The organism is Jatrophihabitans sp., assembly GCF_036000465.1.
GTDB lineage: Bacteria > Actinomycetota > Actinomycetes > Mycobacteriales > Jatrophihabitantaceae > Jatrophihabitans.
The window spans coordinates 50818-72083 of sequence record NZ_DASYFV010000044.1 but is presented as its reverse complement, the minus strand read 5'-3'; the positions used below and the strand labels follow the sequence as shown (position 1 = coordinate 72083).

The 21266-nt window shown below is 71.5% G+C and carries 22 protein-coding genes; 12 read left to right on the top strand and 10 right to left on the bottom strand.

Annotation, left to right across the window (positions count from 1 at the left end):
• Positions 1-2: 2 nt before the first annotated feature.
• Complete coding sequence (locus VGN18_RS14220; RefSeq protein WP_327540359.1) at positions 3-767, top strand: type III pantothenate kinase; 765 nt, start codon at positions 3-5, stop codon at positions 765-767.
• A 167-nt stretch (positions 768-934) separates the two neighbouring features.
• Positions 935-1861, top strand: a complete 927-nt coding sequence (locus VGN18_RS14215; protein ID WP_327540358.1) for an LLM class F420-dependent oxidoreductase — start codon at positions 935-937, stop codon at positions 1859-1861.
• Here the strand turns inward: VGN18_RS14215 and VGN18_RS14210 are convergent.
• The 4 genes from VGN18_RS14210 to VGN18_RS14195 are packed head-to-tail and all read right to left on the bottom strand — an operon-like array spanning position 1858 to position 5345.
• Positions 1858-2463: a response regulator transcription factor gene (locus tag VGN18_RS14210; protein WP_327540357.1), complete on the bottom strand. Its 606-nt coding sequence runs from the start codon at positions 2461-2463 to the stop codon at positions 1858-1860. The genes VGN18_RS14215 and VGN18_RS14210 overlap by 4 nt on opposite strands.
• Complete coding sequence (locus VGN18_RS14205) at positions 2460-3620, bottom strand: sensor histidine kinase (protein WP_327540356.1); 1161 nt, start codon at positions 3618-3620, stop codon at positions 2460-2462. The genes VGN18_RS14210 and VGN18_RS14205 overlap by 4 nt, the downstream gene beginning before the upstream one ends.
• A 28-nt stretch (positions 3621-3648) precedes the next feature.
• Complete coding sequence (locus VGN18_RS14200; RefSeq protein ID WP_327540355.1) at positions 3649-4407, bottom strand: ABC transporter permease; 759 nt, start codon at positions 4405-4407, stop codon at positions 3649-3651.
• Positions 4404-5345 (bottom strand): ABC transporter ATP-binding protein, encoded by a 942-nt coding sequence (locus VGN18_RS14195; RefSeq protein WP_327540354.1) that lies wholly within the window; start codon positions 5343-5345, stop codon positions 4404-4406. Before VGN18_RS14195 ends, VGN18_RS14200 begins: the two co-directional genes overlap by 4 nt.
• 170 nt (positions 5346-5515) lie before the next feature.
• On the opposite strand from VGN18_RS14195, the gene lysS reads away from it, so the two are divergent.
• Positions 5516-6967 (top strand): lysine--tRNA ligase, encoded by a 1452-nt coding sequence (lysS, locus tag VGN18_RS14190; protein ID WP_327540492.1) that lies wholly within the window; start codon positions 5516-5518, stop codon positions 6965-6967.
• 147 nt (positions 6968-7114) lie between these two features.
• The gene (locus VGN18_RS14185) at positions 7115-7462 is read left to right on the top strand and encodes an Lsr2 family protein (protein ID WP_327540353.1); all 348 of its coding nucleotides are present in this window, start codon (positions 7115-7117) and stop codon (positions 7460-7462) included.
• A 64-nt stretch (positions 7463-7526) separates the two neighbouring features.
• Here the strand turns inward: VGN18_RS14185 and VGN18_RS14180 are convergent, their stop codons facing one another.
• Complete coding sequence (locus tag VGN18_RS14180) at positions 7527-8243, bottom strand: dienelactone hydrolase family protein (protein WP_327540352.1); 717 nt, start codon at positions 8241-8243, stop codon at positions 7527-7529.
• Positions 8244-8312: 69 nt separating this feature from the next.
• Here VGN18_RS14180 and panD point away from each other — a divergent pair, with 69 nt between their 5' ends.
• From panD to VGN18_RS14165, 3 genes are all read left to right on the top strand, one after another.
• Entirely contained in the window at positions 8313-8702 is a 390-nt protein-coding gene (gene panD, locus VGN18_RS14175; RefSeq protein ID WP_349259923.1) for an aspartate 1-decarboxylase, read from the top strand.
• 265 nt (positions 8703-8967) lie between these two features.
• Entirely contained in the window at positions 8968-11481 is a 2514-nt protein-coding gene (locus tag VGN18_RS14170) for an ATP-dependent Clp protease ATP-binding subunit (RefSeq protein ID WP_327540350.1), read from the top strand.
• A 102-nt stretch (positions 11482-11583) separates the two neighbouring features.
• Complete coding sequence (locus VGN18_RS14165; RefSeq protein WP_327540349.1) at positions 11584-11715, top strand: hypothetical protein; 132 nt, start codon at positions 11584-11586, stop codon at positions 11713-11715.
• A gap of 410 nt (positions 11716-12125) precedes the next feature.
• Here the strand turns inward: VGN18_RS14165 and VGN18_RS14160 are convergent, their stop codons facing one another.
• A complete protein-coding gene (locus VGN18_RS14160; protein ID WP_327540348.1) occupies positions 12126-13037 on the bottom strand; it encodes an A/G-specific adenine glycosylase in 912 nt (303 codons plus the stop codon).
• 86 nt (positions 13038-13123) lie between these two features.
• Here VGN18_RS14160 and VGN18_RS14155 point away from each other — a divergent pair, with 86 nt between their 5' ends.
• Positions 13124-13795 (top strand): hypothetical protein, encoded by a 672-nt coding sequence (locus VGN18_RS14155; protein ID WP_327540347.1) that lies wholly within the window; start codon positions 13124-13126, stop codon positions 13793-13795.
• Between the two features lie 12 nt (positions 13796-13807).
• On the opposite strand, the gene disA is transcribed toward VGN18_RS14155, so the two are convergent.
• The 3 genes from disA to VGN18_RS14140 all read right to left on the bottom strand — a co-directional run bounded on the left by disA (position 13808) and on the right by VGN18_RS14140 (position 17210).
• Positions 13808-14887 (bottom strand): DNA integrity scanning diadenylate cyclase DisA, encoded by a 1080-nt coding sequence (disA, locus tag VGN18_RS14150; protein WP_327540346.1) that lies wholly within the window; start codon positions 14885-14887, stop codon positions 13808-13810.
• A gap of 118 nt (positions 14888-15005) precedes the next feature.
• Positions 15006-16457 carry a DNA repair protein RadA gene (radA, locus tag VGN18_RS14145; protein WP_327540345.1) on the bottom strand — a complete coding sequence of 484 codons (1452 nt, stop codon included), beginning with the start codon at positions 16455-16457 and terminating at the stop codon, positions 15006-15008.
• A 108-nt stretch (positions 16458-16565) separates the two neighbouring features.
• Positions 16566-17210, bottom strand: a complete 645-nt coding sequence (locus tag VGN18_RS14140) for a hypothetical protein (protein WP_327540344.1) — start codon at positions 17208-17210, stop codon at positions 16566-16568.
• Between the two features lie 211 nt (positions 17211-17421).
• On the opposite strand from VGN18_RS14140, the gene VGN18_RS14135 reads away from it, so the two are divergent.
• From VGN18_RS14135 to ispF, 3 genes are read left to right on the top strand one after another with little or no spacing between them, the layout of a single operon-like run.
• A complete protein-coding gene (locus VGN18_RS14135; protein ID WP_327540343.1) occupies positions 17422-17916 on the top strand; it encodes a CarD family transcriptional regulator in 495 nt (164 codons plus the stop codon).
• A 28-nt stretch (positions 17917-17944) separates the two neighbouring features.
• A complete protein-coding gene (ispD, locus tag VGN18_RS14130) occupies positions 17945-18619 on the top strand; it encodes a 2-C-methyl-D-erythritol 4-phosphate cytidylyltransferase (protein WP_327540342.1) in 675 nt (224 codons plus the stop codon).
• A gap of 1 nt (position 18620) precedes the next feature.
• Complete coding sequence (ispF, locus tag VGN18_RS14125; protein ID WP_349259922.1) at positions 18621-19085, top strand: 2-C-methyl-D-erythritol 2,4-cyclodiphosphate synthase; 465 nt, start codon at positions 18621-18623, stop codon at positions 19083-19085.
• 40 nt (positions 19086-19125) lie between these two features.
• Here the strand turns inward: ispF and VGN18_RS14120 are convergent, their stop codons facing one another.
• Positions 19126-20238 (bottom strand): trans-sulfuration enzyme family protein, encoded by a 1113-nt coding sequence (locus VGN18_RS14120; protein WP_327540340.1) that lies wholly within the window; start codon positions 20236-20238, stop codon positions 19126-19128.
• A gap of 85 nt (positions 20239-20323) precedes the next feature.
• On the opposite strand from VGN18_RS14120, the gene VGN18_RS14115 reads away from it, so the two are divergent.
• Positions 20324-21226 carry a tetratricopeptide repeat protein gene (locus tag VGN18_RS14115; RefSeq protein ID WP_327540339.1) on the top strand — a complete coding sequence of 301 codons (903 nt, stop codon included), beginning with the start codon at positions 20324-20326 and terminating at the stop codon, positions 21224-21226.
• Positions 21227-21266 lie beyond the last annotated feature (40 nt).

Genomic DNA, 21266 nt, shown 5'->3' with positions numbered 1-21266 from the left:
TCATGCTGCTCGCGATCGACACCGGCAACACGAACACCGTCATGGGCGTGTTCGACGGCGAGACGCTGGTGCAGTCGTGGCGCATCAAGTCCGACGCCCGCACCACCGCCGACGAGCTGGCGCTGACCTTCCGCGGCCTGCTGGCCGACCACGTCGTCACCGGCATCGCGGCCTGCTCGACCGTCCCGGCGGTGCTGCGCGAGCTCCGCACCATGCTGTTGCGCTACTACTCCGACGTGCCGACGGTGCTGGTCGAGCCGGGCATCCGCACCGGCGTGAGCATCCTGACCGACAACCCGAAGGAGGTCGGCACCGATCGCATCTGCAACACCGCGGCGGCGCACCACCTGATCGACGGCCCGTGCATCGTCGTCGACTTCGGCACCTCGACGAACTTCGACGTCGTCAGCGCGCGCGGCGACTTCCTCGGCGGCGCCCTCGCCCCGGGCATCGAGATCTCGCTCGACGCCCTCGCCGCGCGGGCCGCGCAGCTGCGCAAGGTCGAGCTCGTCGTGCCCCGCAGCCCGATCGGCAAGAACACCGTCGAATCGCTGCAGTCGGGCATCCTCTACGGCTTCGCCGGGCAGGTCGACGGCATGGTGCGGCGGCTGTCCGCGGCGCTCGTGCCCGACGACCCGCAATCCGTCCACGTCGTCGCCACCGGCGGCCTCGCGTCGCTCGTCATCGACCACAGCGAGACGGTCACGCGCTACGAACCCGAGCTCACGCTCATCGGCCTGCGCCTGATCTACGAACGCAACACCTGACCCGCCGGCCTGCCCGCCCCTTTCGGTCGCCCGCCCCACTTCGGTTGTGTGGCGAGTCCGCGGTTGAGTGGCGACCAGGTACGCGCCAGTCAAGGGCGGATGTCGCCACTCAACCGCGAGGGGGGCGGGACCACGGCTGCGGGCGCGCGCGTCGCTAGGGTCGGATCATGGATCTGCGCATCTTCACCGAACCCCAGCAGGGCGCCACCTACGAGGACCTGCTGCGCGTCGCGACCGCCACCGAGGTGCTCGGCTTCGACGCCTTCTTCCGCTCCGACCACTACCTCCGCATCGGCGGCGGCGACCCCGGAGCCGGCCCGTCGGACGCGTGGCTGACCCTCGCCGCGCTCGCTCGCGAGACCTCGCGCATCCGCCTCGGCACGCTGGTGACGCCGACGACCTTCCGGCTGCCCGGACCGCTCGCGATCTCGGCCGCACAGGTCGACCGGATGAGCGGCGGACGGGTCGAGCTCGGGCTGGGGGCCGGCTGGAACGCGCGCGAGCACGCGGCCTACGGCATCCCGTTCCCCGAGACCGGCGAGCGCTTCGACCGCTTCGTGGAGCAGGTCGAGGTCATCGACGGCCTGCTGCGCACGCCCGAGGGCGCGACCTACAGCTTCACCGGTGAGCACCACACGGTGGTCGACTCGCCCGCCCTGCCCAAGCCGGTGCAGTCGCCGCGCCCGCCGATCATCCTGGGCGGACTGGGCAAGAGCCGCTCGGCCGCGCTCACCGCACGCTTCGCCGACGAGTTCAACGTCGCCTTCCGCTCGGTCGAGGAGACGAACGAGATCTTCGGACGCGTGCGGGCCGCCGTCGACCCGACCGGCCGCGACGTCGTCTACTCGGTGGCCCAGGTGCTCTGCGTCGGCCGGGACGAGGGCGAGATCGCCCGCCGGGCGGCCGCGATCGGCCGCGAGGTCGACGAGCTGCGCGAGAACGGCCTGGCCGGCACCCCGGCCGAGGTGGTCGACCGCATCGGCCGCTTCGTCGAGACGACCGGCACCACCCGGCTCTACCTGCAGGTGCTCGACCTCGGCGACCTCGAGCACCTCGAGCTGGTCGCGGCCGAGGTGGCGCGCCAGGTCGGCTAGAGCCAGCCGCGGTGGTCGGCCACCCGCACGGCCTCGACCCGGTTGCGCACCCCGGTCTTGGCGATGGCCGCCGAGAGGTAGTTGCGCACCGTGCCCTCGGACAGGAACAGCTTGCGGCTGATGTCGGCCACGGTCGCGCCGTCGCGGGCGGCCACGAGCACGTCGCGCTCGCGCCCGGTCAGCGGTGAGGCCCCACCGGCGAGCGTGGCCGCGGCCAGGGCCGGATCGACGACCCGCTCGCCCCGGTGCACGCGGCGCACGGCGTCGGCCAGCTGCTCGGCCGGCGCGTCCTTCACGACGAACCCCGAGGCCCCGGCCTCCATCGCCCGGCGCAGGTAGCCCGGTCGCCCGAAGGCGGTCAGGATGATCATCCGCACCCCCGGCACCTCGTGGGTGATCGCGGCGGCGGCGGCCAGGCCGTCCATGCCCGGCATCTCGATGTCGAGCAGCGCGACGTCGGGCCTCGCCTCGCGGGCCGCGGCCACGACCTCGTCACCGCGGCCGCACTGGGCCACGACCTCGAAGTCGTCCTCGAGGTCGAGCAGCGCCGCGAGGGCGGTGCGCACGAGCGTCTGGTCGTCGGCGAGCAGCAGCCGGATCACGGCGCCACCGGGGTGGCCGGCGCGGTGATGTCGGCCTCCACCCCGGGCACCTCGACCCGCAGCCGGAAGCCCTTCAAGCCGCTGGTGGCGACGAGCGTGCCGCCGGCGGCGTCGGTGCGCTCACGCAGGCCGAGCAGGCCGTTGCCGCAGCTGCCCGCCCCGCCGCCCCGACCGTCGTCGGCGATCTCCACGAACGAGCGGCCCAGGGTGATGCGCACGTGCTCGGCCCGCGAGTGGCGCACCACGTTCGTCACGCCCTCGCGCACCACCCAGCCGAACAGCTCCGACAGCGTCGGATCGGTCTCGGCCACCGACCCCGGCAGCTCGGCGATTATGCCGGCCGCCCGCAGCACCTCCCGGGCGGTCGCGAGCTCGCCGGTCAGCGTCACCTCGCGGTGCGCCGACACCGCGGCCCGCACGTCGCCCAGCGTGCGGCGCGACAGCTGCTCGACCTCCGCGATCTCGGTGAACGCCCGCTCCGTCTCGCCGTGCTCGGCCAGCCGCCGGGCGAGCCCGGCCTTGACCGTGATCGTGGTGAGCGAGTGGCCGAGCAGGTCGTGCAGGTCGCGGGCGATGCGCGAGCGCTCGTTCTCGGCGGCGAGCCGCGCCACCTCGGCCCGCGCGGCGGCCAGCGCGATGTTCGACTGCACGATCTTGAAGAAGCCGAACATCGCCAGCGACACGAGCAGCACGCTCAGCGCCGCGCCCCACTGCACCTTGCCGCCCAGCGCCGGCACCGACCAGGGCACCAGGGCGGTGATCAGGGTCAGGGCCACGACCCCGACCAGCGCCCATCGCACCTGCGTCGCGACGGTCAGCACCGCGAGGTAGACGCAGAAGACCAGCGCGTCGGCGCGGGCGAACACGAGCTCGACGCCGGTCAGGGCGAAGGCGAATCCGTAGAGGGTCCAGAACAGCCGGTACTGGCCCGACCAGCCCATCGGCAGCGCGGCGAGATACGTCGCGGCGAACAGCACCACGATCGCGTAGCCGGCGAAGGCCGCCCACCCGTGGGACGCCTTGCTGACCCCGTCGACCGTCTGGCCGAGATACACCAGCCAGAACGCCGGGAAGAAGTAGCGGCGCCACCCGGCGCCCCACATGCGCGCGACCTCCTCGAGCCGGGGCTCGACGGCGGCGAGGGTTGGTGAGGTCATGACCGGATCAGCCTAAATTCGCGGAGCTCTACGCGCGACGGGTGTCGCGCTGATAGGCCCACATCGCCAGGGCGGCCGCGACGGCCGACCACACCGCGAGGACGAGCCAGCCCTTCACGCCCCACGGGTCACCACTCTGGCCCAGCCCGACGTGTCCGGCCTGCACCAGCCAGTACGACGGCAGCAGCTGGCAGAAGTCGACGAACAGCCCACCGCCCGTGATCGGGAACCAGGTGCCGCCGAGGAACGCGAACAGCGATCCGCCCACACCCAGCGCGGCGCCGGCGGCGTCGTCGTTGAGCACGTGGCCCATGGCGATGCCGAGGGCGGCGAACGGGATCAGGGCGATGAGGACGAGAGCGGTCATGTGCAGCCAGGTGCCGAGCGGCAGCCGTACGCCGAGAGAGATGCCGGCCGAGAAGAGCAGGACGACGCTGATCAGGGCCAGCAGGTAGCCGGTGACGACCTTCGACCGCAGGTACCCGCGGGCCGACAGCGGCGTCAGGCGGAGCTGCCGGTTCCACCCGATCGTGCGCTCAGCCGCGATGCGGGCCCCCGTGGACAGCACGGCGATCATCGTGCCGAAAGCCAGCAGCCCGACCATGTAGTACTGGGGCGCGAACAGGCCGGTGTGGTGCTTCGAGTCGCCGCCGAAGTTGTGGTTGTCCTTGTTCGGACCGGCGAGCAGGAAGAACATGACGATCGGGAAGAACACCGTGAAGACCAGGGCCTGGCGGTTGCGCACCGCGCGCAGCAGTTCGAACTTCTGGTAGGTCGCCGTGCTCATCGGTCCGACTCCTCGACGATGGTGTTTCCGGTCAGTTGCATGAACGCCTCTTCCAGCCCGGCGCCGCGGACCTCGATGTCGCGGGCCTGGGGGTAGGCCGGCAGCAGGGCCCGCAGGGCGACGTCGGAGTCCGAGCAGACCAGTGTCACCCCGTCGCCGTGCGCGTCGGAGTTGGTGACGCCGGGGAGGGCGGCGAGGGCGGCGAGGTCTGCATCGGGCAGCGTGGTCCGGATCGTGCGGCTGCCGACGGTGGCCTTGATCTCGGTGGCCGGCCCGTCGGCCACGACCGACCCGTTGGCCATCAGGATGATCCGGTCGGCGTAGGCGTCCGCCTCCTCGAGGTAGTGCGTCGCGAAGACGACGGTCTTGCCGCGGCCGACGAAGGTGCGCATGGTCGCCCAGAAGTCGCGCCGGGCCTGCACGTCGAGGGCGACGGTCGGCTCGTCCAGCACGAGCAGATCGGGATTGCTGACCAGCGCGACGGCGAAGCGCAGCCGCTGGGTCTGGCCGCCCGACAGCTTGGTGGTCTTGCGCCCGGCGATGTCGCCGATGCCGGTCAGGTCGATGGCCTCGTCCACCGAGAGCGGGTTCGGGTACAGGCTCGCGACCATGGTGATCAGCTCGCGCACCGTCAGGTACTGCACGACGCCGCCCACCTGGAGCATGCCGCCGACGGCACCGGCCCGGACGGCCTCGCTCGGCCTCATCCCGAACACGGACACCGATCCCGAATCGGGAGGCAGCAGGCCGAGCAGCATGTCGATGGTGGTCGACTTGCCGGCGCCGTTGGGGCCGAGCAGGGCCACCGTCTCGCCCGGTGCGATGTCGATGTCGATGCCGCGCACGGCGTGCACGCGACCCTGGGGCGAGGGGAAGGACTTGGTCAGGCCGGCGAGCGAAATGCCCGCCGTCGCCCGATCCGCGATGTTCGTGGTCATGGCGCCGAGCCTGCCGGAAGCCGGCGGCGCGCGGCAGTGACGATGACGGGCGGGGTCGCTGTGACATTCGTCAGGGCCGTCCCCGCGCTCGGAAAGCGTCCGAGCCCCGCCGATAGTGTGCTGGTGTGAGCGAGACGCCCGACGATCCGGCCGAGGACCTGCCCGAGCAGATGCGGGTGCGTCGCGAGAAGTACGACCGTCTCGCCGCCGACCCGGCCCGCGCGCCCTTCCCGGTCGGGGTCGGGCGCACGGCCTCCCTGGCCGAGGTGCGGGCCGCCCACCCCGACCTTCCGGCGGGCACCGAGACCGGGGTGGTCGAGGGCGTCACCGGTCGCGTCATCTTCGTGCGCAACACCGGCAAGCTCTGCTTCGCGATGCTGCGCGAGGGCGCCGCCGAACTGCAGGTCATGCTCTCCCTCGACCGGGTCGGACCGGACGAACTCGTCGCCTGGAAGGCCGATGTCGACCTCGGCGATCTCGTATTCGTGCGGGGCGAGATCATCTCGTCCAAGCGCGGGGAATTGTCGGTGCTGGCCTCGGAGTTCCGGATCACCGCGAAAGCCCTGCGCCCACTACCGGTTGCACACAAGCCATTGTCGGACGAGACCCGCGTACGTCAGAGATATGTCGATCTGATCGTCCGGCCCGAGGCCCGGACGATGGTGCATGCGCGCGCCGCAGTCTTGCGTTCGCTGAGATCGACATTTCACGACCGCGGGTATCTCGAGGTCGAGACGCCGGTTCTGCAAGTGGTGCACGGTGGTGCGGCCGCGCGGCCATTCCATACCCACTTGAATGCTTTCGATCTCGACATGTCGTTGCGAATCGCGACCGAGTTGTACCTGAAGAAGTGCATCGTCGGCGGCATCGAGAAGGTCTACGAGATCGGGCCGGTGTTCCGCAACGAGGGCGTCGATTCGAGCCACTCGCCGGAGTACACGCTGCTCGAGGCGTATCAGGCCTACGGCGACTACGACACGATGGCCGAGTTGACCCGAGCACTCATCCTGGACGCCGCGGACGCGGTCGGGGTCCGCGAGCCGGTGACCGCCGACGGAACGCCCATCGACCTCAGGGGCGACTGGCGCACCATCACCCTGCACGGCGCAGTGTCCGACGCCGTCGGCGAGGAGGTCACGCCCGACACCGGGGTCGACGAATTGCGCCGGCACGCCGATCGCCGCTCGGTCGCCCTGCAGCCCGAATGGGGCGCGGGTGAGATCGTCCTGGAGCTTTACGAGAAGTTGGTCGAACACTCTCTCGTCCAGCCGACGTTCGTCCGGGATTATCCGGTGGCTGTCCGGCCGCTGGCCCGGCCGCACCGCGACGACCCGCGGCTGTCCGAGGCCTGGGACCTCATCATCGGCGGCGTCGAGATCGCGCCGGCGTATTCGGAGCTGGTCGATCCGGTCGAGCAGCGCCGCCGTCTGATCGAGCAGTCGCGGGCCGCGGCCAAGGGCGATCCCGAGGCCATGGAATTGGACGAGGACTTCCTGCGCGCCCTCGAATACGGCATGCCGCCCACCGGCGGAATGGGTCTCGGCGTCGACCGGTTGATCATGATCCTGACCGGGCGAGGAATTCGCGAGACGATCCTGTTCCCGCTCATCAAGCCGCACTAGTTGGGTTCGGCGACCCCGAAAGCGCGCGGGTCGGCGCAACATAACGCATCGTGCCGGTGCATTTGCAGCCGGGTCATCACCGTCTTTTTCTGCTAATCGCGCTATGCTGTTCGGCATCTAATCCCGCGCACAGGAAATGGTACGAAGATGGCTCAGAAGCACATCGTCCAGCTGATCGACGATCTCGATCAGGGAACTGCCGAGGAGACCGTCAGTTTCTCGTTGGACGGGTCGAACTACGAAATCGATCTCTCCGCGAAGAACGCGGCCAAGCTGCGCGATTCGATGGCCGAATACGTTGCGCACGCGCGGCGCGCCACCCGCAGCGGCGCCCGTCCCGTCACGGGCAGCGGCGCCCGCCGGGGCCGTCCGGCCCGCGGCGACCGCGAGCAGACCCACGCAATTCGCGAATGGGCCCGCAACAACGGTCACAAGATCGGCGAGAAGGGTCGCATTCCGGCCCACATTCTCGAGGCGTACAACTCGCAGGCCTGATCCACGCCAGCATTCCGGCCCGGCTCGCATCGGCGAGCCGGGCCGGCGGCATTTCCACGCCGGGTCAGCCGCCGAGATGTTCGCCGAAGAAGGCCTCGATACGTTTCCAGGCATCGGGCGCCGCGACCGGGTCGGGGCCCAGGTGCGCGATGCGCTGCACCGCGTGGGTGAGGCCCGGCCCGAAGAACTCGTCGTTGAGGAACGAGTGCCCGGCGGTCGGGTACTCCTTGACGTCGTGCGGGATGCCGAGTCCGGTGAGCGCACCCTCGAGCTTCTTCGCCGTCCCGCGCAGCGCGACGTCCTTCCCGCCGTAACTCGCAACGATCGGGCAGGCGCCGGTCAGCGCCTTCTCGAGGTCCTTCGGCGGCATGCCGTAGTTCGGCGCGGCCGCGTCGAAGCCGCGGTTGGCGGCGACGAGGGCGAAGCCGCCGCCCATGCAGAACCCGATGATGCCGACCTTCCCGGTGCAGTCGGGCCGGTCGAGGACGAACTGCCGGGCCGAGTCGATGTCGACCAGCGCCTTGCCCTGCCCCGCGGCCAGCGCGCGGAAGGTGTTGACGATGCAGCGCGGCGTCCGCCCGTCGCTGAACAGGTCGGGGGCCAGCGTCAGGTAGCCGGCGGCGGCGAGCCGGTCGGCCTGGCGGCGGACGAGGTCGTTGAGCCCGAACAGCTCGTGGATCGCCACGACACCGGGCCACGGGCCGCCGCCGTCGGGGCGCGCGAGGTAGCCCCGCAGCCTCGTCGACCCACCGGCGGACCCACCGAGCTCGATGTCGGGCATGCGTGTTTCTCCTCACCGCGGGATGCCGGTACGTCCGGACCCTATCTAGCGTCTCCGGCCATGACCGGCATGTACCGCACGATGTTCAAGAGCAAGATCCATCGCGCGACCGTGACCAAGGCCGACCTGCACTACGTCGGTTCGATCACGATCGACGCCGACCTGATGGACGCCGCGGACCTGCTCCCCGGCGAGCAGGTCGCCGTCGTGGACGTGACCAACGGGGCCCGCCTGGAGACCTATGTGATCGAGGGCGAGCGCGGCACCGGCGTGCTGGGCATCAACGGCGCGGCGGCGCACCTGGTGGCTCCGGGGGACCTCGTCATCGTCATCAGCTACGCCACGATGCCCGACGCCATGGCCTCGGCCTACGTGCCCAAGGTGGTCCTGGTCGACGGCGACAACCGGATCGCCCACCTGGGCGGTGACCTCGCCCATCCGGGCACGCTGCCCGCCTAGCCCGATCAAGGTCGAACGAATCTGGCCGACAGTAAAGGTGGCGTGAATAGTTCGCTGTCAGCGAAGTCGGTTCCGGGCATCATTGCGGACCGGTCGCCGTTGGACCACATAGGCGCCGCTCGTACTCGCGTGCGGCGGCCCCGTTGCTGTCCCGGGCGTTCCCCGGCCGAGACCTATCGGTCGGCGCCCCGGGCTAAAGTCATTACCAGTAGTCGACCGCACCATGTCGATCGCAGCACGAAGAAGGCGCGGAAGGAGCTGCCTGATGTTCGAACGGTTCACTGACCGCGCGCGTCGCGTTGTCGTCCTGGCCCAAGAAGAGGCCCGGATGCTCAACCACAACTACATCGGCACCGAGCACATCCTGCTCGGGCTGATCCACGAGGGTGAAGGCGTCGCCGCCAAGGCCCTCGAGTCGCTCGGCATCTCCCTCGATGCCGTCCGCCAGCAGGTCGAGGAGATCATCGGCCAGGGCCAGCAGGCCCCGAGCGGGCACATCCCGTTCACGCCGCGCGCGAAGAAGGTTCTCGAGCTGTCCCTGCGCGAGGCGCTGCAGCTCGGGCACAACTACATCGGCACCGAGCACATCCTGCTCGGGCTGATCCGCGAGGGCGAGGGCGTCGCCGCCCAGGTGCTGGTGAAGCTGGGGGCCGACCTCAACAAGGTCCGCCAGCAGGTCATCCAGCTCCTCAACGGCTACCAGAGCAAGGGCGAGCCCGCCGGCACCGCGTCGGAGGCCACGCCGTCGACCTCCCTCGTGCTCGACCAGTTCGGGCGCAACCTGACCCAGTCGGCCAGGGAGGGCAAGCTCGACCCCGTCATCGGGCGCGAGAAGGAGATCGAGCGCCTCATGCAGGTGCTCAGCCGCCGGACCAAGAACAACCCGGTGCTCATCGGCGAGCCCGGCGTGGGCAAGACCGCGGTCGTCGAGGGCCTGGCCCAGGCGATCGTCAAGGGCGAGGTCCCGGAGACGCTGAAGGACAAGCAGCTCTACACTCTCGACCTCGGCTCGCTGGTCGCCGGTTCGCGCTACCGCGGTGATTTCGAGGAGCGCCTGAAGAAGGTGCTCAAGGAGATCCGCACCCGCGGCGACATCATCATGTTCATCGACGAGATCCACACCCTGGTGGGTGCCGGTGCCGCCGAGGGCGCGATCGACGCCGCGTCGATCCTCAAGCCGATGCTGGCCCGTGGCGAGCTGCAGACCATCGGGGCGACGACGCTCGACGAGTACCGCAAGTACCTGGAGAAGGACGCAGCGCTCGAGCGCCGCTTCCAGCCGGTGCAGGTGGGCGAGCCGACCGTCGCGCACACCATCGAGATCCTCAAGGGTCTGCGCGACCGCTACGAGGCGCACCACCGGGTGTCGATCACCGACGCCGCGCTGGTGGCCGCGGCCGGTCTGGCCGACCGCTACATCAGCGACCGCTTCCTGCCCGACAAGGCGATCGACCTCATCGACGAGGCCGGCGCGCGCATGCGCATCCGCCGCATGACCGCCCCGCCGGACCTGCGTGAGTTCGACGAGCGCATCGCCGACGTCCGGCGCGAGAAGGAATCCTCGATCGACGCGCAGGACTTCGAGAAGGCCGCGTCCCTCCGCGACAAGGAGAAGACGCTGCTGGCCGAGAAGGGCAAGCGCGAGGCCGAGTGGAAGGCCGGCGACCTCGACGTCGTGGCCGAGGTCGACGACGAGCAGATCGCCGAGGTCCTCGCCACCTGGACGGGCATCCCGGTCTTCAAGCTCACCGAGGAGGAGACCGCGCGGCTGCTGCGCATGGAGGACGAGCTGCACAAGCGCGTCATCGGCCAGGAGCAGGCGATCAAGGCGGTCTCGCAGGCCATCCGGCGTACCCGCGCCGGCCTGAAGGACCCGAAGCGTCCCGGTGGCTCGTTCATCTTCGCCGGCCCGTCCGGCGTCGGTAAGACCGAGCTGTCCAAGACGCTCGCCGAGTTCCTCTTCGGCGACGCCGACGCGCTCATCCAGATCGACATGTCCGAGTTCCACGACCGGTACACCGTGTCGCGGCTCGTCGGTGCGCCTCCCGGCTACGTCGGCTACGACGAGGGTGGTCAGCTCACCGAGAAGGTTCGCCGCAAGCCGTTCAGCGTCGTGCTGTTCGACGAGGTCGAGAAGGCCCACCCGGACGTCTTCAACACGCTCCTGCAGGTGCTCGAGGACGGTCGCCTGACCGACGGCCAGGGCCGCATCGTGGACTTCAAGAACACGGTGCTGATCCTGACCACCAACCTCGGTACGCGCGACGTGTCCAAGGCGGTCGGCCTCGGGTTCGCAGCGGCGAACGACACCGAGAGCAACTACGAGCGGATGAAGAACAAGGTCAACGACGAGCTGAAGCAGCACTTCCGGCCCGAGTTCCTCAACCGCATCGACGACATCATCGTGTTCCACCAGCTGACCGAGGCCGAGATCGTCAAGATCGTCGACCTGATGACGGCCCGCCTGGACACGCAGATGCGCAACAAGGACATGGGCATCGAGCTCACGTCGGCGGCCAAGGCGCTGCTGGCGAAGAAGGGTTACGACCCCGTGCTGGGCGCGCGGCCGCTGCGCCGCACCATCCAGCGCGAGATCGAGGACCCGCTCTCGGAGAAGATCCTCTTCGGCGAGCTGACGGCGGGCGAGATCGTCGTCATCGACACCGCCCCGGAGGACCCGCTCAAGAAGGACGGCCCGGAGAAGTTCACCTTCCGCGGTGAGCCGAAGCCGTCCGCGCTCGTGCCCGACGTCCCGCCGGCGAACATCTCCGCCGACTGACGTCGCAACGACGAAGCGGCCCCGGACGGTTTCTCCGTCCGGGGCCGCTGCCGTTCGTCAGGTCGGCAGACCACGGTGAGGGTCCGGTGCAGGTCCACCCTGGTGCCGGACAGGTTGAACGTGCTCGCGAAGACGTTGTTGCCCGAGATCACGGCCGAGGAGATGAACGCGCCGCCGTCCATGCCGGTGACCGCGGTGCAGCCGGTCAGGTCGTGGTTGATCGCGACCGTGTAGCTCCCGGTTGCCGTGCGGGCCGAGGACAGCTCCTCCGGTGAACTGCTGAGGATGCCCCCGGAGTTGATGAGCACCGCGTGGATCTGCGGCTCGTAGTAGCCGTTCACGTCGATGATCGTGAAGGCCGGCCCGGAAACGTTCTCGATGCTGATCCGACCGGCGCTGCCGACCTGCTGGGTGGCGCCGGTGGTCGCGTTGGCGCCCTTCGCGTAGTACAGCGTCCCCTGGCCCGTCGGCGCCCCCGTCGGGAAGGCGACCAAGGCCCAGGCGCCGAGCGCACCGCCGGCGCCGGACCGTTGTGATTGGTCGGCCGGCCGCGGAGATGCGAGCGACACCCCACGTCCGCCGGTCTGGTCACCGGCTGGAGGAACCGCCGCCGCGGCGCCGTGACACGTCGCCGGATGGGTGTTTCACAAACGCGAGATGTCACTGGGAAGGGAGAAACGACCGTCGGGCAGCGGATCGACGAGCCCGTCGGCCACCAGAGCGTCGAGGGCGCGGGCCCGCTGGACGGGTTCGGGCCAGGCGAGATCGAGCGCGGCGGCGGTCACCGGTCGGTCGGCGGCGCGCAGCACGTCGAGCAGCCGACCGCGCACCTGCCGGTCGGTGCCGGCGAAGCGTTGCGGGCGCACGGTCGGCCCGTCGTAGGGCGGCGAACCGGCGGCGATCCAGGCGCACCGAGCGGCCAGCGGGCAGTCGCCGCAGCGGGGCGAGCGGGCGGTGCAGACGAGCGCGCCGAGCTCCATGACCGCGACGCCGAAGCGCGCGGCCCGAGCGGGTTCGGGCGGCAGCAGGGCCTCGACCCGCGCGTGGTCGCGCGTCGTCGAGGGCGGGCCGGCCTCGCCCTGGCCGAGCACTGCGCGGGCGATCACCCGCCGCACGTTGGTGTCGACGATCGGGTGCCGCTGGCCGTGCGCGAACGAGGCGACGGCGCGAGCGGTGTAGGCGCCGACGCCGGGCAGCCCGAGGAGGTCGTCCAGCGAGTCGGGGACGCGGCCGGCGAAGCGTTCGGTGATGGCCGTCGCGGCCGCATGCAGCCGCAGGGCGCGGCGGGGATAGCCGAGCTTGCCCCACATGCGCACCGCGTCACCCGGCGACGCGGCGGCGAGCGCGGCCGGGGTCGGCCAGCGCTCGAGCCAGGCGGCGTAGGCCGGCAGCACCCGGGCGACCGGCGTCTGCTGCAGCATGATCTCGCTGACGAGCACGGCCCAGGCGCCGGCGTCGGGGGCGCGCCACGGGAGCTCCCGGGCGTTCGCCTCGTACCAGGCCAGCAGGCGGCGGGCGAATTCCGCAGCCGGGTCCGGGACGGGAACGGCAGACATCCGCCGCATCCTCGCACGCGGGTCGGACGCGCGATTGCGCGCGCCGTCGGCGGTCGGTCAGCGGCAGACGCTAGCGTGATGGCGACATGTTTCATCCCGTGGGCTCCCGGCCGCCGTCCGTGTACTGGCGACGCCGTCTCGTGCTGATCGGCTCGGCCGTGCTGATCGTCGCGTTGCTCGTGCTGACCCTCCGCGCGCTCACCTCGGGGGACGGCACCCCCAGCGGTGCCGGCACCGCGGCGGGCAGCACCTCTCGCGCGGCGAGCCCGAGCCCGTCCCCGACCTCGACCGCGGCGAACGCCTCGTCGGGGTCGTCGTCGCACTCGGCCTCGGTGTCGAGCTCCAAGGTCGCGTCGTCGTCCGTCCCGCCGGCGCTCTGCGCGGCGGCGGGACTCGAGGTGCAGGCCGTCGTGGCGAAGTCGAACTACCAGGTGGGTGACCGTCCGGTCGTCGAGCTGCAGGTGACGAACACCGGCGCCCGGCCGTGCGTGCAGGACCTCGCCGACCAGCAGGTCGAGCTCAAGGTCTACAACGGCGAGTCGCGGGTGTGGGGCAGTCATGACTGCGAGGTGCAGCCAGGGACGAACGAGCGCACCCTCGCGCCCGGCCAGCCGGTGCGGGTCAGCATCACGTGGTCGGGCCTGACCTCGCAGCCGAAGTGCGCCGGCACCCGGCAGCGCGTCGGCGCGGGCACGTACACGCTCTACGCGAGCCTGTCCGGCCGGACCGGCAAGGCCGCGCAGTTCGCGATCTCCTAGGACGCGCCCGCTCTAGTTGAAGCGGTCGATGATCGACACCTCGGCCAGCCGCGAGATGCCCTCCCGCACCGCTCGGGCCCGCGTCTCGCCCACGCCGTCGACGACCTGGAGGTCCTCGACCGAGGCGGCCAGCAACTTCTGCAGCCCGCCGAAGTGCTCGACGACGCGGTCGAGGATCGTCGCCGGGATGCGCGGCACCCGGGCCAGCAGCCGGTAGCCGCGCGGGCTGATCGCGCTGTCCTGCGCCTCGGGGGTGAACGGCATGCCCATCGCCCGCGCGACCTGGGTGAGGTCCAGCAGGTCGACGGCGGAGAGGTCGGCGAGGTCGCGCAGCACCTGCTCCGAGGTGCGGGCCCGCCGGCCGGTCGGCACGTAGTCGCGGGCGATGAGCTCGCGGTCGGCGTCGACGCCGGCCATCAGCTCGTCGAGCTGCAGGGCGAGCAGGCGGCCGTCGGTGCCGAGCTCGACGACCTGGCCGGTGACCTCGTCGGCGATGCGGCGCACCATCTCGAGCCGCTGCGACACGATGGCGGCATCGCGGACGGTGACGAGATCCTCGATCTCGAGAGCGGACAGCGCGTGCGACACCTCGTCGAGGCGCTGCTTGTAGCGCTCGAGCGTGGCGATGGCCTGGTTGGCGCGCGACAGCAGCTCGCCGCTGCTCTCCAGCACGTAGCGGCGGTCACCGACGTAGAGGCTGATGATGCGCATCGACTGCGACACCGAGATGACCGGGAAGCCGGTCTGCAGGGCGACGCGCTGCGCGGTGCGGTGCCGGGTGCCGGATTCCTCGGTCGGGATCGCGGGGTCGGGCATGAGGTGGGCCGACGACCAGACGATGCGCAGGCCGTCGCCGGTGAGCACGACCGCGCCGTCCATCTTGCAGAGTTCGCGCAGCCGGGTGGAGGAGAACTCGACGTCGAGCGGGAACCCGCCGGTGCACAGGCCCTCGACGACGCGATCCCAGCCGATGACGATCAGCGCGCCGGTGTTGCCGCGCAGGATGCGTTCGAGACCGTCGCGCAGCGGCGTGCCGGGTGCGACGGTGGCGAGCACGCTGCGCAGCGCGTCCTCGCGGTCGGTCGTCGCCACGTCAGGCCCCCAAGCTCTGTCGATCTTCGTGCCGCGGTGGCGGCTTCCCCGGCGCTCAGTCTAGGCAGCCCGGGCCAACGAACCGTGCGATTTCAGCCGATCATCCGTGCCGAGCCTCTCACCCGGGCTCATTGGGCACCGGCCGCAGCATGACCTGATGACGTTTCGACCGGCTCGTCGGCTCAGGTGGCGCCTCGAGCGCGATGATCGCCTCGCGGAGCGACGGCACCTCGATGAGACGTGCGGCCTCGACCCGGCTGCCGAGGCGCGATCGCGTGCCGACCGGCACGATCAGGCGCCGGTACCCGATGCGCAGCGCCTCGGCGACACGCTCGGACATCATCGGCACCGGCCGGACGTCGGCCGACAGCGTGACCTCACCCAGCGCGGCCATGTCGAGCGGCACGACCTGGTTGCGGGCGGCCGAGACGACGGCCAGGCACACCGCGAGGTCGGTGCCGGGGTCGGAGATGCGCATGCCGGCCGCGGTGGCGAGGAAGACGTCCTTGTCGAACAGGCGCAGGTTCGCCGCGCGCTCGCTGACCGCGATGAGCATCGCGGTGCGGGCCGAGTCGAGCCCGGAGACGCCGCGCCGCGGGTTGGGATTGGTGCTGGACGCGACGAGCGACTGCACCTCGGCGGTGAGCGCCCGGTGGCCCTCGACGGTGACGGTGGCGCAGGTGCCCGGCACCGCGCTGTCCCGATGCTCGCGGAACAGGCTGCTCGGGTCGAGCACCTCGCGCAGCCCGGCGTCGGTCTGCTCGAACGCGGCGACCTCGAGCGAGCCGAAGCGGTTCTTGACCGCGCGGAGCAGGCGCAGGGAGGTGTGCTTGTCGCCGTCGAGGCTGAGCGTGGTGTCGACGATGTGCTCGAGCGCCCGCGGCCCGGCGACGGTGGAGTCCTTGGTGACCTGGCCGACGAGGATCATCGGCAGCCCGCGCGACTTGGCCACCCGGGTCAGCACCTGGGCGACCTCCATCACCTGGGTGACCCCGCCGGGGCGACCCTCGACATCGCCCGAGGCGATGGTCTGCACCGAGTCGATGACGACGAGCGCGACCGAGGCACCGTGCGCGTCGATGTGGCCGATGACGCCGCCGAGATCGGTGTCGTCGGCCAGCAGCAGATGAGGACTGTCGGCGCCGAGCCGCACGGCCCGCACCGCGATCTGTTCGACCGATTCCTCGCCCGACACGTAGAGCACGGTGCGCTGCTCGCGCCGCGCCACCGAGTCGGCGACGGCCAGCAGCAGCGTGCTCTTGCCCGAGCCGGGCGGCCCGCTGCACAGGCACACCTGGCCGGCGACGAGACCGCCGCCGATGACGCGGTCGAACTCGCCGATGCCGGTCTGCAGCCGCGCGACCGGACCGCCGATCGCGACCTCGGAGACGGGCCGGGCCGGGCGGGCCGGGGCGCTGCCCTGCGCGCTCGCCCGCAGCCCCGCGGTGCGGGGAGCCGGGGCATCCTCGGCGATGGTGGAGAACTCGCCGCACTTGGGGCAGCGGCCGTACCACTTGCCGCTGACAGCACCGCAGGCCGAGCAGCGGAAGGAGGACGAGGTCTTGGCCATGTCAGCCCCGCCGGCGCGAGGCGGGTCGGAGCGGCGTCGGCGGGATCACGGCGTGACGGTATCGCCGGGTGCCGACAGAAACCGCCGGGTACCGATGAGGAGTGCTGCTCAGCCCTCGGCGCCGGCGCCGGACGGAGCCGGGACGGTGAGCGTGCCGCCGCCACTCGCGGACAGCGTCACCGGGACGGTGACGGTGACGGTGCCGGCCGAGGCGAAGGTGAAGGTGATCGGCACCGACGTGCCCGGGTACAGCTTGCCGGTCGACTTCAGCAGGAGCAGCACGTTCGTCGCGTCCGGGACGCCGTAGGGCACCCGGCCGCCGGGGCTGAGCGGGATGCTCTGGCTGCCGGGCGACGCCGCCGCGCCGCCGGTCCGGGCCGCCTTGGCGGCGTTGCCCGAGTAGCTGCCCCAGCTGCCGAACGCCGAGGACGTGATCGAGGTCAGCTTGTCGGCCTTCGAGCCGGAATTGACCAGGACGACGGTGAGCGGGGCGGCCGCGCCGGTGTCGTAGGCCGGGCCGGTCGGGGGCTGGATGGCGAGCCCGCGCAGGCCGATCGAGCCGACGGTGGCGTTGGTGCCGTCGAGGCTGGGCTTCTCGTTCGCCGTCTGGGCCTGCTGACCGGCGGCGCAGCCCGCGGTGAGAGCGGTGGCGACCACAGCGACGCCCAGGCGCGCGGCGACCCGACGGGTCAGGCCGGTGCCGGCGATTCCGCCACGGGGACGAGGTCCCTCGGTGACCGGCTCTGAATTCACGTCGACTCCTCGCTGACGACAACGAGTCCACAGCCTAGCGAGCCGCTGTTCGGCCTCGCGCCCGGAGTCGGTCAGATGTGATCTGTCAAGGGCCAAGAGGTACTCGGAGGGCCCACTTAGCGGGCGTTGCAGCAATTGGCAACGAGAATCGCCGACCAGCCCGATCATGTGCTGCGTGTTACCCTGGGTGTAGCGAAAGGGGCTTCACCACATGACTTTCAAGGTCGGCGAGACCGTTGTTTATCCGCATCACGGAGCCGCTCTGATCGAGGCGATCGAAGAGCGACTTCTCAAGGGAGTCAAGAAGACGTACCTGCGGCTGAAGGTGGCCCAGGGTGACCTGACGGTGCTCGTTCCGGCTGAGAACGCCGAGATCGTGGGCGTCCGCGACGTCGTGGGTCAGGACGGTCTGGACAAGGTGTTCGAGGTGCTCCGCGCGCCGCACACCGAGGAGCCGACCAACTGGTCGCGCCGCTACAAGGCGAACGGCGAGAAGCTCGCGTCGGGCGATGTCAACAAGGTGGCCGAGGTTGTGCGTGACCTCTGGCGGCGCGATCGCGACCGCGGCCTGTCCGCCGGTGAGAAGCGCATGCTGGCCAAGGCCCGGCAGATCCTCATCAGCGAGCTCGCGCTCGCCGAGGGCACCAACGAGGACAAGGCCGAGGTCGTGCTCGACGAGGTGCTCGGCGAGGCCGTCGTCGCCTAGGTCCGACTCCATACCCAGTTCCGCAACGATGGCGGCGAACGGTCCTGCGACCGTCGCCGCCATTCTTGTCGCCGCCGGGTCCGGGCAGCGGCTCGGCGCCGACCTGCCGAAGGCGTTCTGCACGGTCGCGGGCCGCACCCTGCTGGAGCACGCGACCGGCCGGTTCACCGCGCACGCCCTGGTGTCGACGGTCGTGGTCGTCGCTCCCGCGAGCCACCTGGACGACGCGGTGCGCCTCACCGGAGTCGTGGTCGTCACCGGCGGTGCAACCCGGCAGGAGTCGGTGGCCGCCGGACTCGCGGCGCTCGGTGCCGACGCCGACGTCGTGCTGGTGCACGACGTCGCGCGACCCTTCGTGCCCGACTCGGTGATCGACGCGGTGATCGCCGCGGTCGTCGCGGGGGCCGACGGCGCGGTGCCGGTGCTGCCGCTGCACGACACGATCCGGCGTATCGACGCCGAGGGGGAGTTCGTCGAGGTGGTCGACCGCAGCACGCTCGTCGCGGTCCAGACACCGCAGGGCTTCCGGGCCGCCGCGCTGCGGGCCGCGCACGAGGCCGGCCGCGACCGGGCCGTCACCGACGACGCCGGCCTGATCGAGGCGATCGGCGGACGCGTGGTGGCGGTGCCCGGCGCCGACGAGTCGTTCAAGATCACCCGCCCGTGGGATCTCACCGTCGCCGAGGCGGTGGCCGGTGGCTGAGCTGCGCACCGGCATCGGCGTCGACATCCACCCGGTCGAAGCCGGTCGCGACTGCTGGGTCGCCGGGCTGCTCTGGCCCGGGGTCGACGGCTGTGCCGGTCACTCCGACGGCGACGTCGCCGCGCACGCCCTCTGCGATGCCCTGCTGAGCGCGGCCGGGCTCGGGGATGTCGGCGCGATCTTCGGTACCGCCGATCCGCGCTGGGCCGGGGCGTCGGGCGCGACGTTGCTGGGCGAGGTCGTCCGCCTCGTCCGGGCCGAGGGCTGGACGGTCGCGAACGCCGCGGTGCAGGTGATCGCCAACGACCCCAGGATCGGCCGCCGGCGGGCCGAGGCCCAGGCCGCGCTGTCGGCGGTCGTCGGCGCGCCCGTCTCGGTGGCCGGCACGACGTCCGACGGTCTCGGCCTCACCGGCCGCGGCGAGGGCCGGGCCGCGACCGCCACCGCGCTGCTCACCCGCCCCTGACGCCGGCGAGCTGCCGGGTCTGACGAAACGCGGCGAGGCGTCAGCCGAGCGCCTTCGCCAGATCGGCCCAGAGGTCCTCGACGTGCTCGATGCCGACCGACAGCCGCAGGAGGTTGGCCGGCGTGCCGAACGAGGCGTCGATCGCGTGCCGGGCGCGACGCTCGATGAGCGACTCGACCCCGCCGAGGCTGGTGCCGTGATTGATCAGCCGCAACGACTCGCAGAGCCGCTCGGCGTCGTCGGCCGTCCCGTCGATCTCGAAGGCGATCATGGCGCCGAAGCCGGCGAAGTCGCGGGCGGCGACGGCGTGGCCGGGGTCGCCGGGCAGGCCGGGGAAGCGCACCCGGGTCACCCGGGGATGCGCGGACAGCCGCACCGCGAGGTCGGCGGCGTTCGCCTGGGCCCGCTCCATCCGCAGCGCGAGGGTGCGCAGCCCGCGAGTGGCGAGGTAGGTCTCGAGTGCCCCCGGCAGCGCGCCGGTCATCGTGCGCCGGGCGTGCACCTGCTCGGCGAGTTCCGGATCGCGCACCACCAGCGCGCCCATCAGCACGTCCGAGTGCCCGGACAGGTACTTCGTCACCGAGTGCATGACGATGTCGGCGCCGAGGTCGAGCGGGCGCACCACGAGCGGCGTGGAGAACGTCGCGTCGACGCCGACGAGCGCCCCGGCGGCGTGGGCCGCGGCCGCGAGCGTCACGAGATCGGGCACCGTCATCAGCGGGTTCGTCACCGTCTCGAGCCAGAGCAGGTCGGCGCCGTCGAGCGCGGTGATCACGGCCGCCGTGTCGCCCGGATCGACCGGGCGCAGCTCGAGCCGGCCGAGGTCCTGCTGGGCCCGGAAGATCGACACCGTGCCGGAGTACGCGTCGGCCGGCACCACGGCCACGGCACCGGTCGGGCGCCCCTCGACGACCGCCGCGATGGCCGCGATCCCGCTGGAGAACCCGAACGCCCGGCCGCCCTCGAGCTCGCCCAGGATGTCCTCGAACGCGGCGAGCGTGTCGGTGACGTCGTGGCGGGAGTAGCGGTTCTGCTCGCCGTCGTGCCGGAAGGGGGCCGCGAGCACGATCGGCGCGTTCAGAGGGGCGCCGGGCGCGTGCGGCCGGCCGCCAGCGACGACGAGCGATTCGGGGTGCAGCTTGGATTCGTCCACGCCGGTCACGGTAGTGCGAAGGTGTGCCCGAAGGGGCGGACCGCACGGGCAGGCGATCACCCGGGTCGGGTCGTAGCGTGCCGCCATGGCGATCCCCGATCCGCACGCGATCCCGGAGGACGCGACGGCGTGCACGGAGTACCGGACCGAGGCCGACCAGGCGTGGGACGGCGGTGATACCGATCGGGCGTACGAGCTCTACCACTCGCTGACGCAGTCCTTGGCCGCGACCGATGCCCAGACCAGCCACGCGCAGTACCGGCTCGCGCTCATCGCGGTCAACCGCGGCGATCACGACCTGGCCTACGACCTGCTCAGCCGCTCGTCCGAGCCGGGTGCCGCCGATCTGCGCCGCTCGCTCGACAACGCCACTCCGAACGACCCGGTCGCCGACCCCGACGTCGTGCCCCTGACCGCCGAGCAGACCGACGACTGGTGGGAGGCGGGCGTTGCGGCCAAGCACGCCGGCGACTGGGATCTCGCCCGGCGGTTCTTCACCTCCATCGCGTCCTCGACCTGCAACGGCCCGGACGTCATCGCCCGGGCCGAGGTGCTCGTCGGCGAGGCCACCCACCAGCTCGGCGAGGACGCGAACGCGCGGCTGTGGTTCGAGAAGGCGCTGCCGAACCTCAGCGGCGGCACGGCCGAGATGGAGATAGCCCGGACGATGCTGGGCGAGGTCGGCGTGCACGCGACGGCCGATCACAGCAGCCCGGCGGCCGAGCAGCTCGTCAACGGCATCGAGGCCTACCAGCAGGGTGACCTGGCCGCCGCGCGGACCGCGCTCGAGGCCACGCTGCACCTCGACGGCCCGGCCGAAGTCAAGGGCCGGGCCCGGTACTACCTCGGCGCCCTGGACTACCAGGACCGCCGCTACGCCGATGCGCGCAACCATCTCGAGGAGGCGGCCCGCAGCGCACCCGACCAGGAGCGGGCCTGGGCCACCGAGATGCTGTCGTGGCACTGGGACGAGGCCGCCGCGCCCTGATCGGGTCGGCCGGGCCCCCCGCCGTCCGTACGATGGGCGG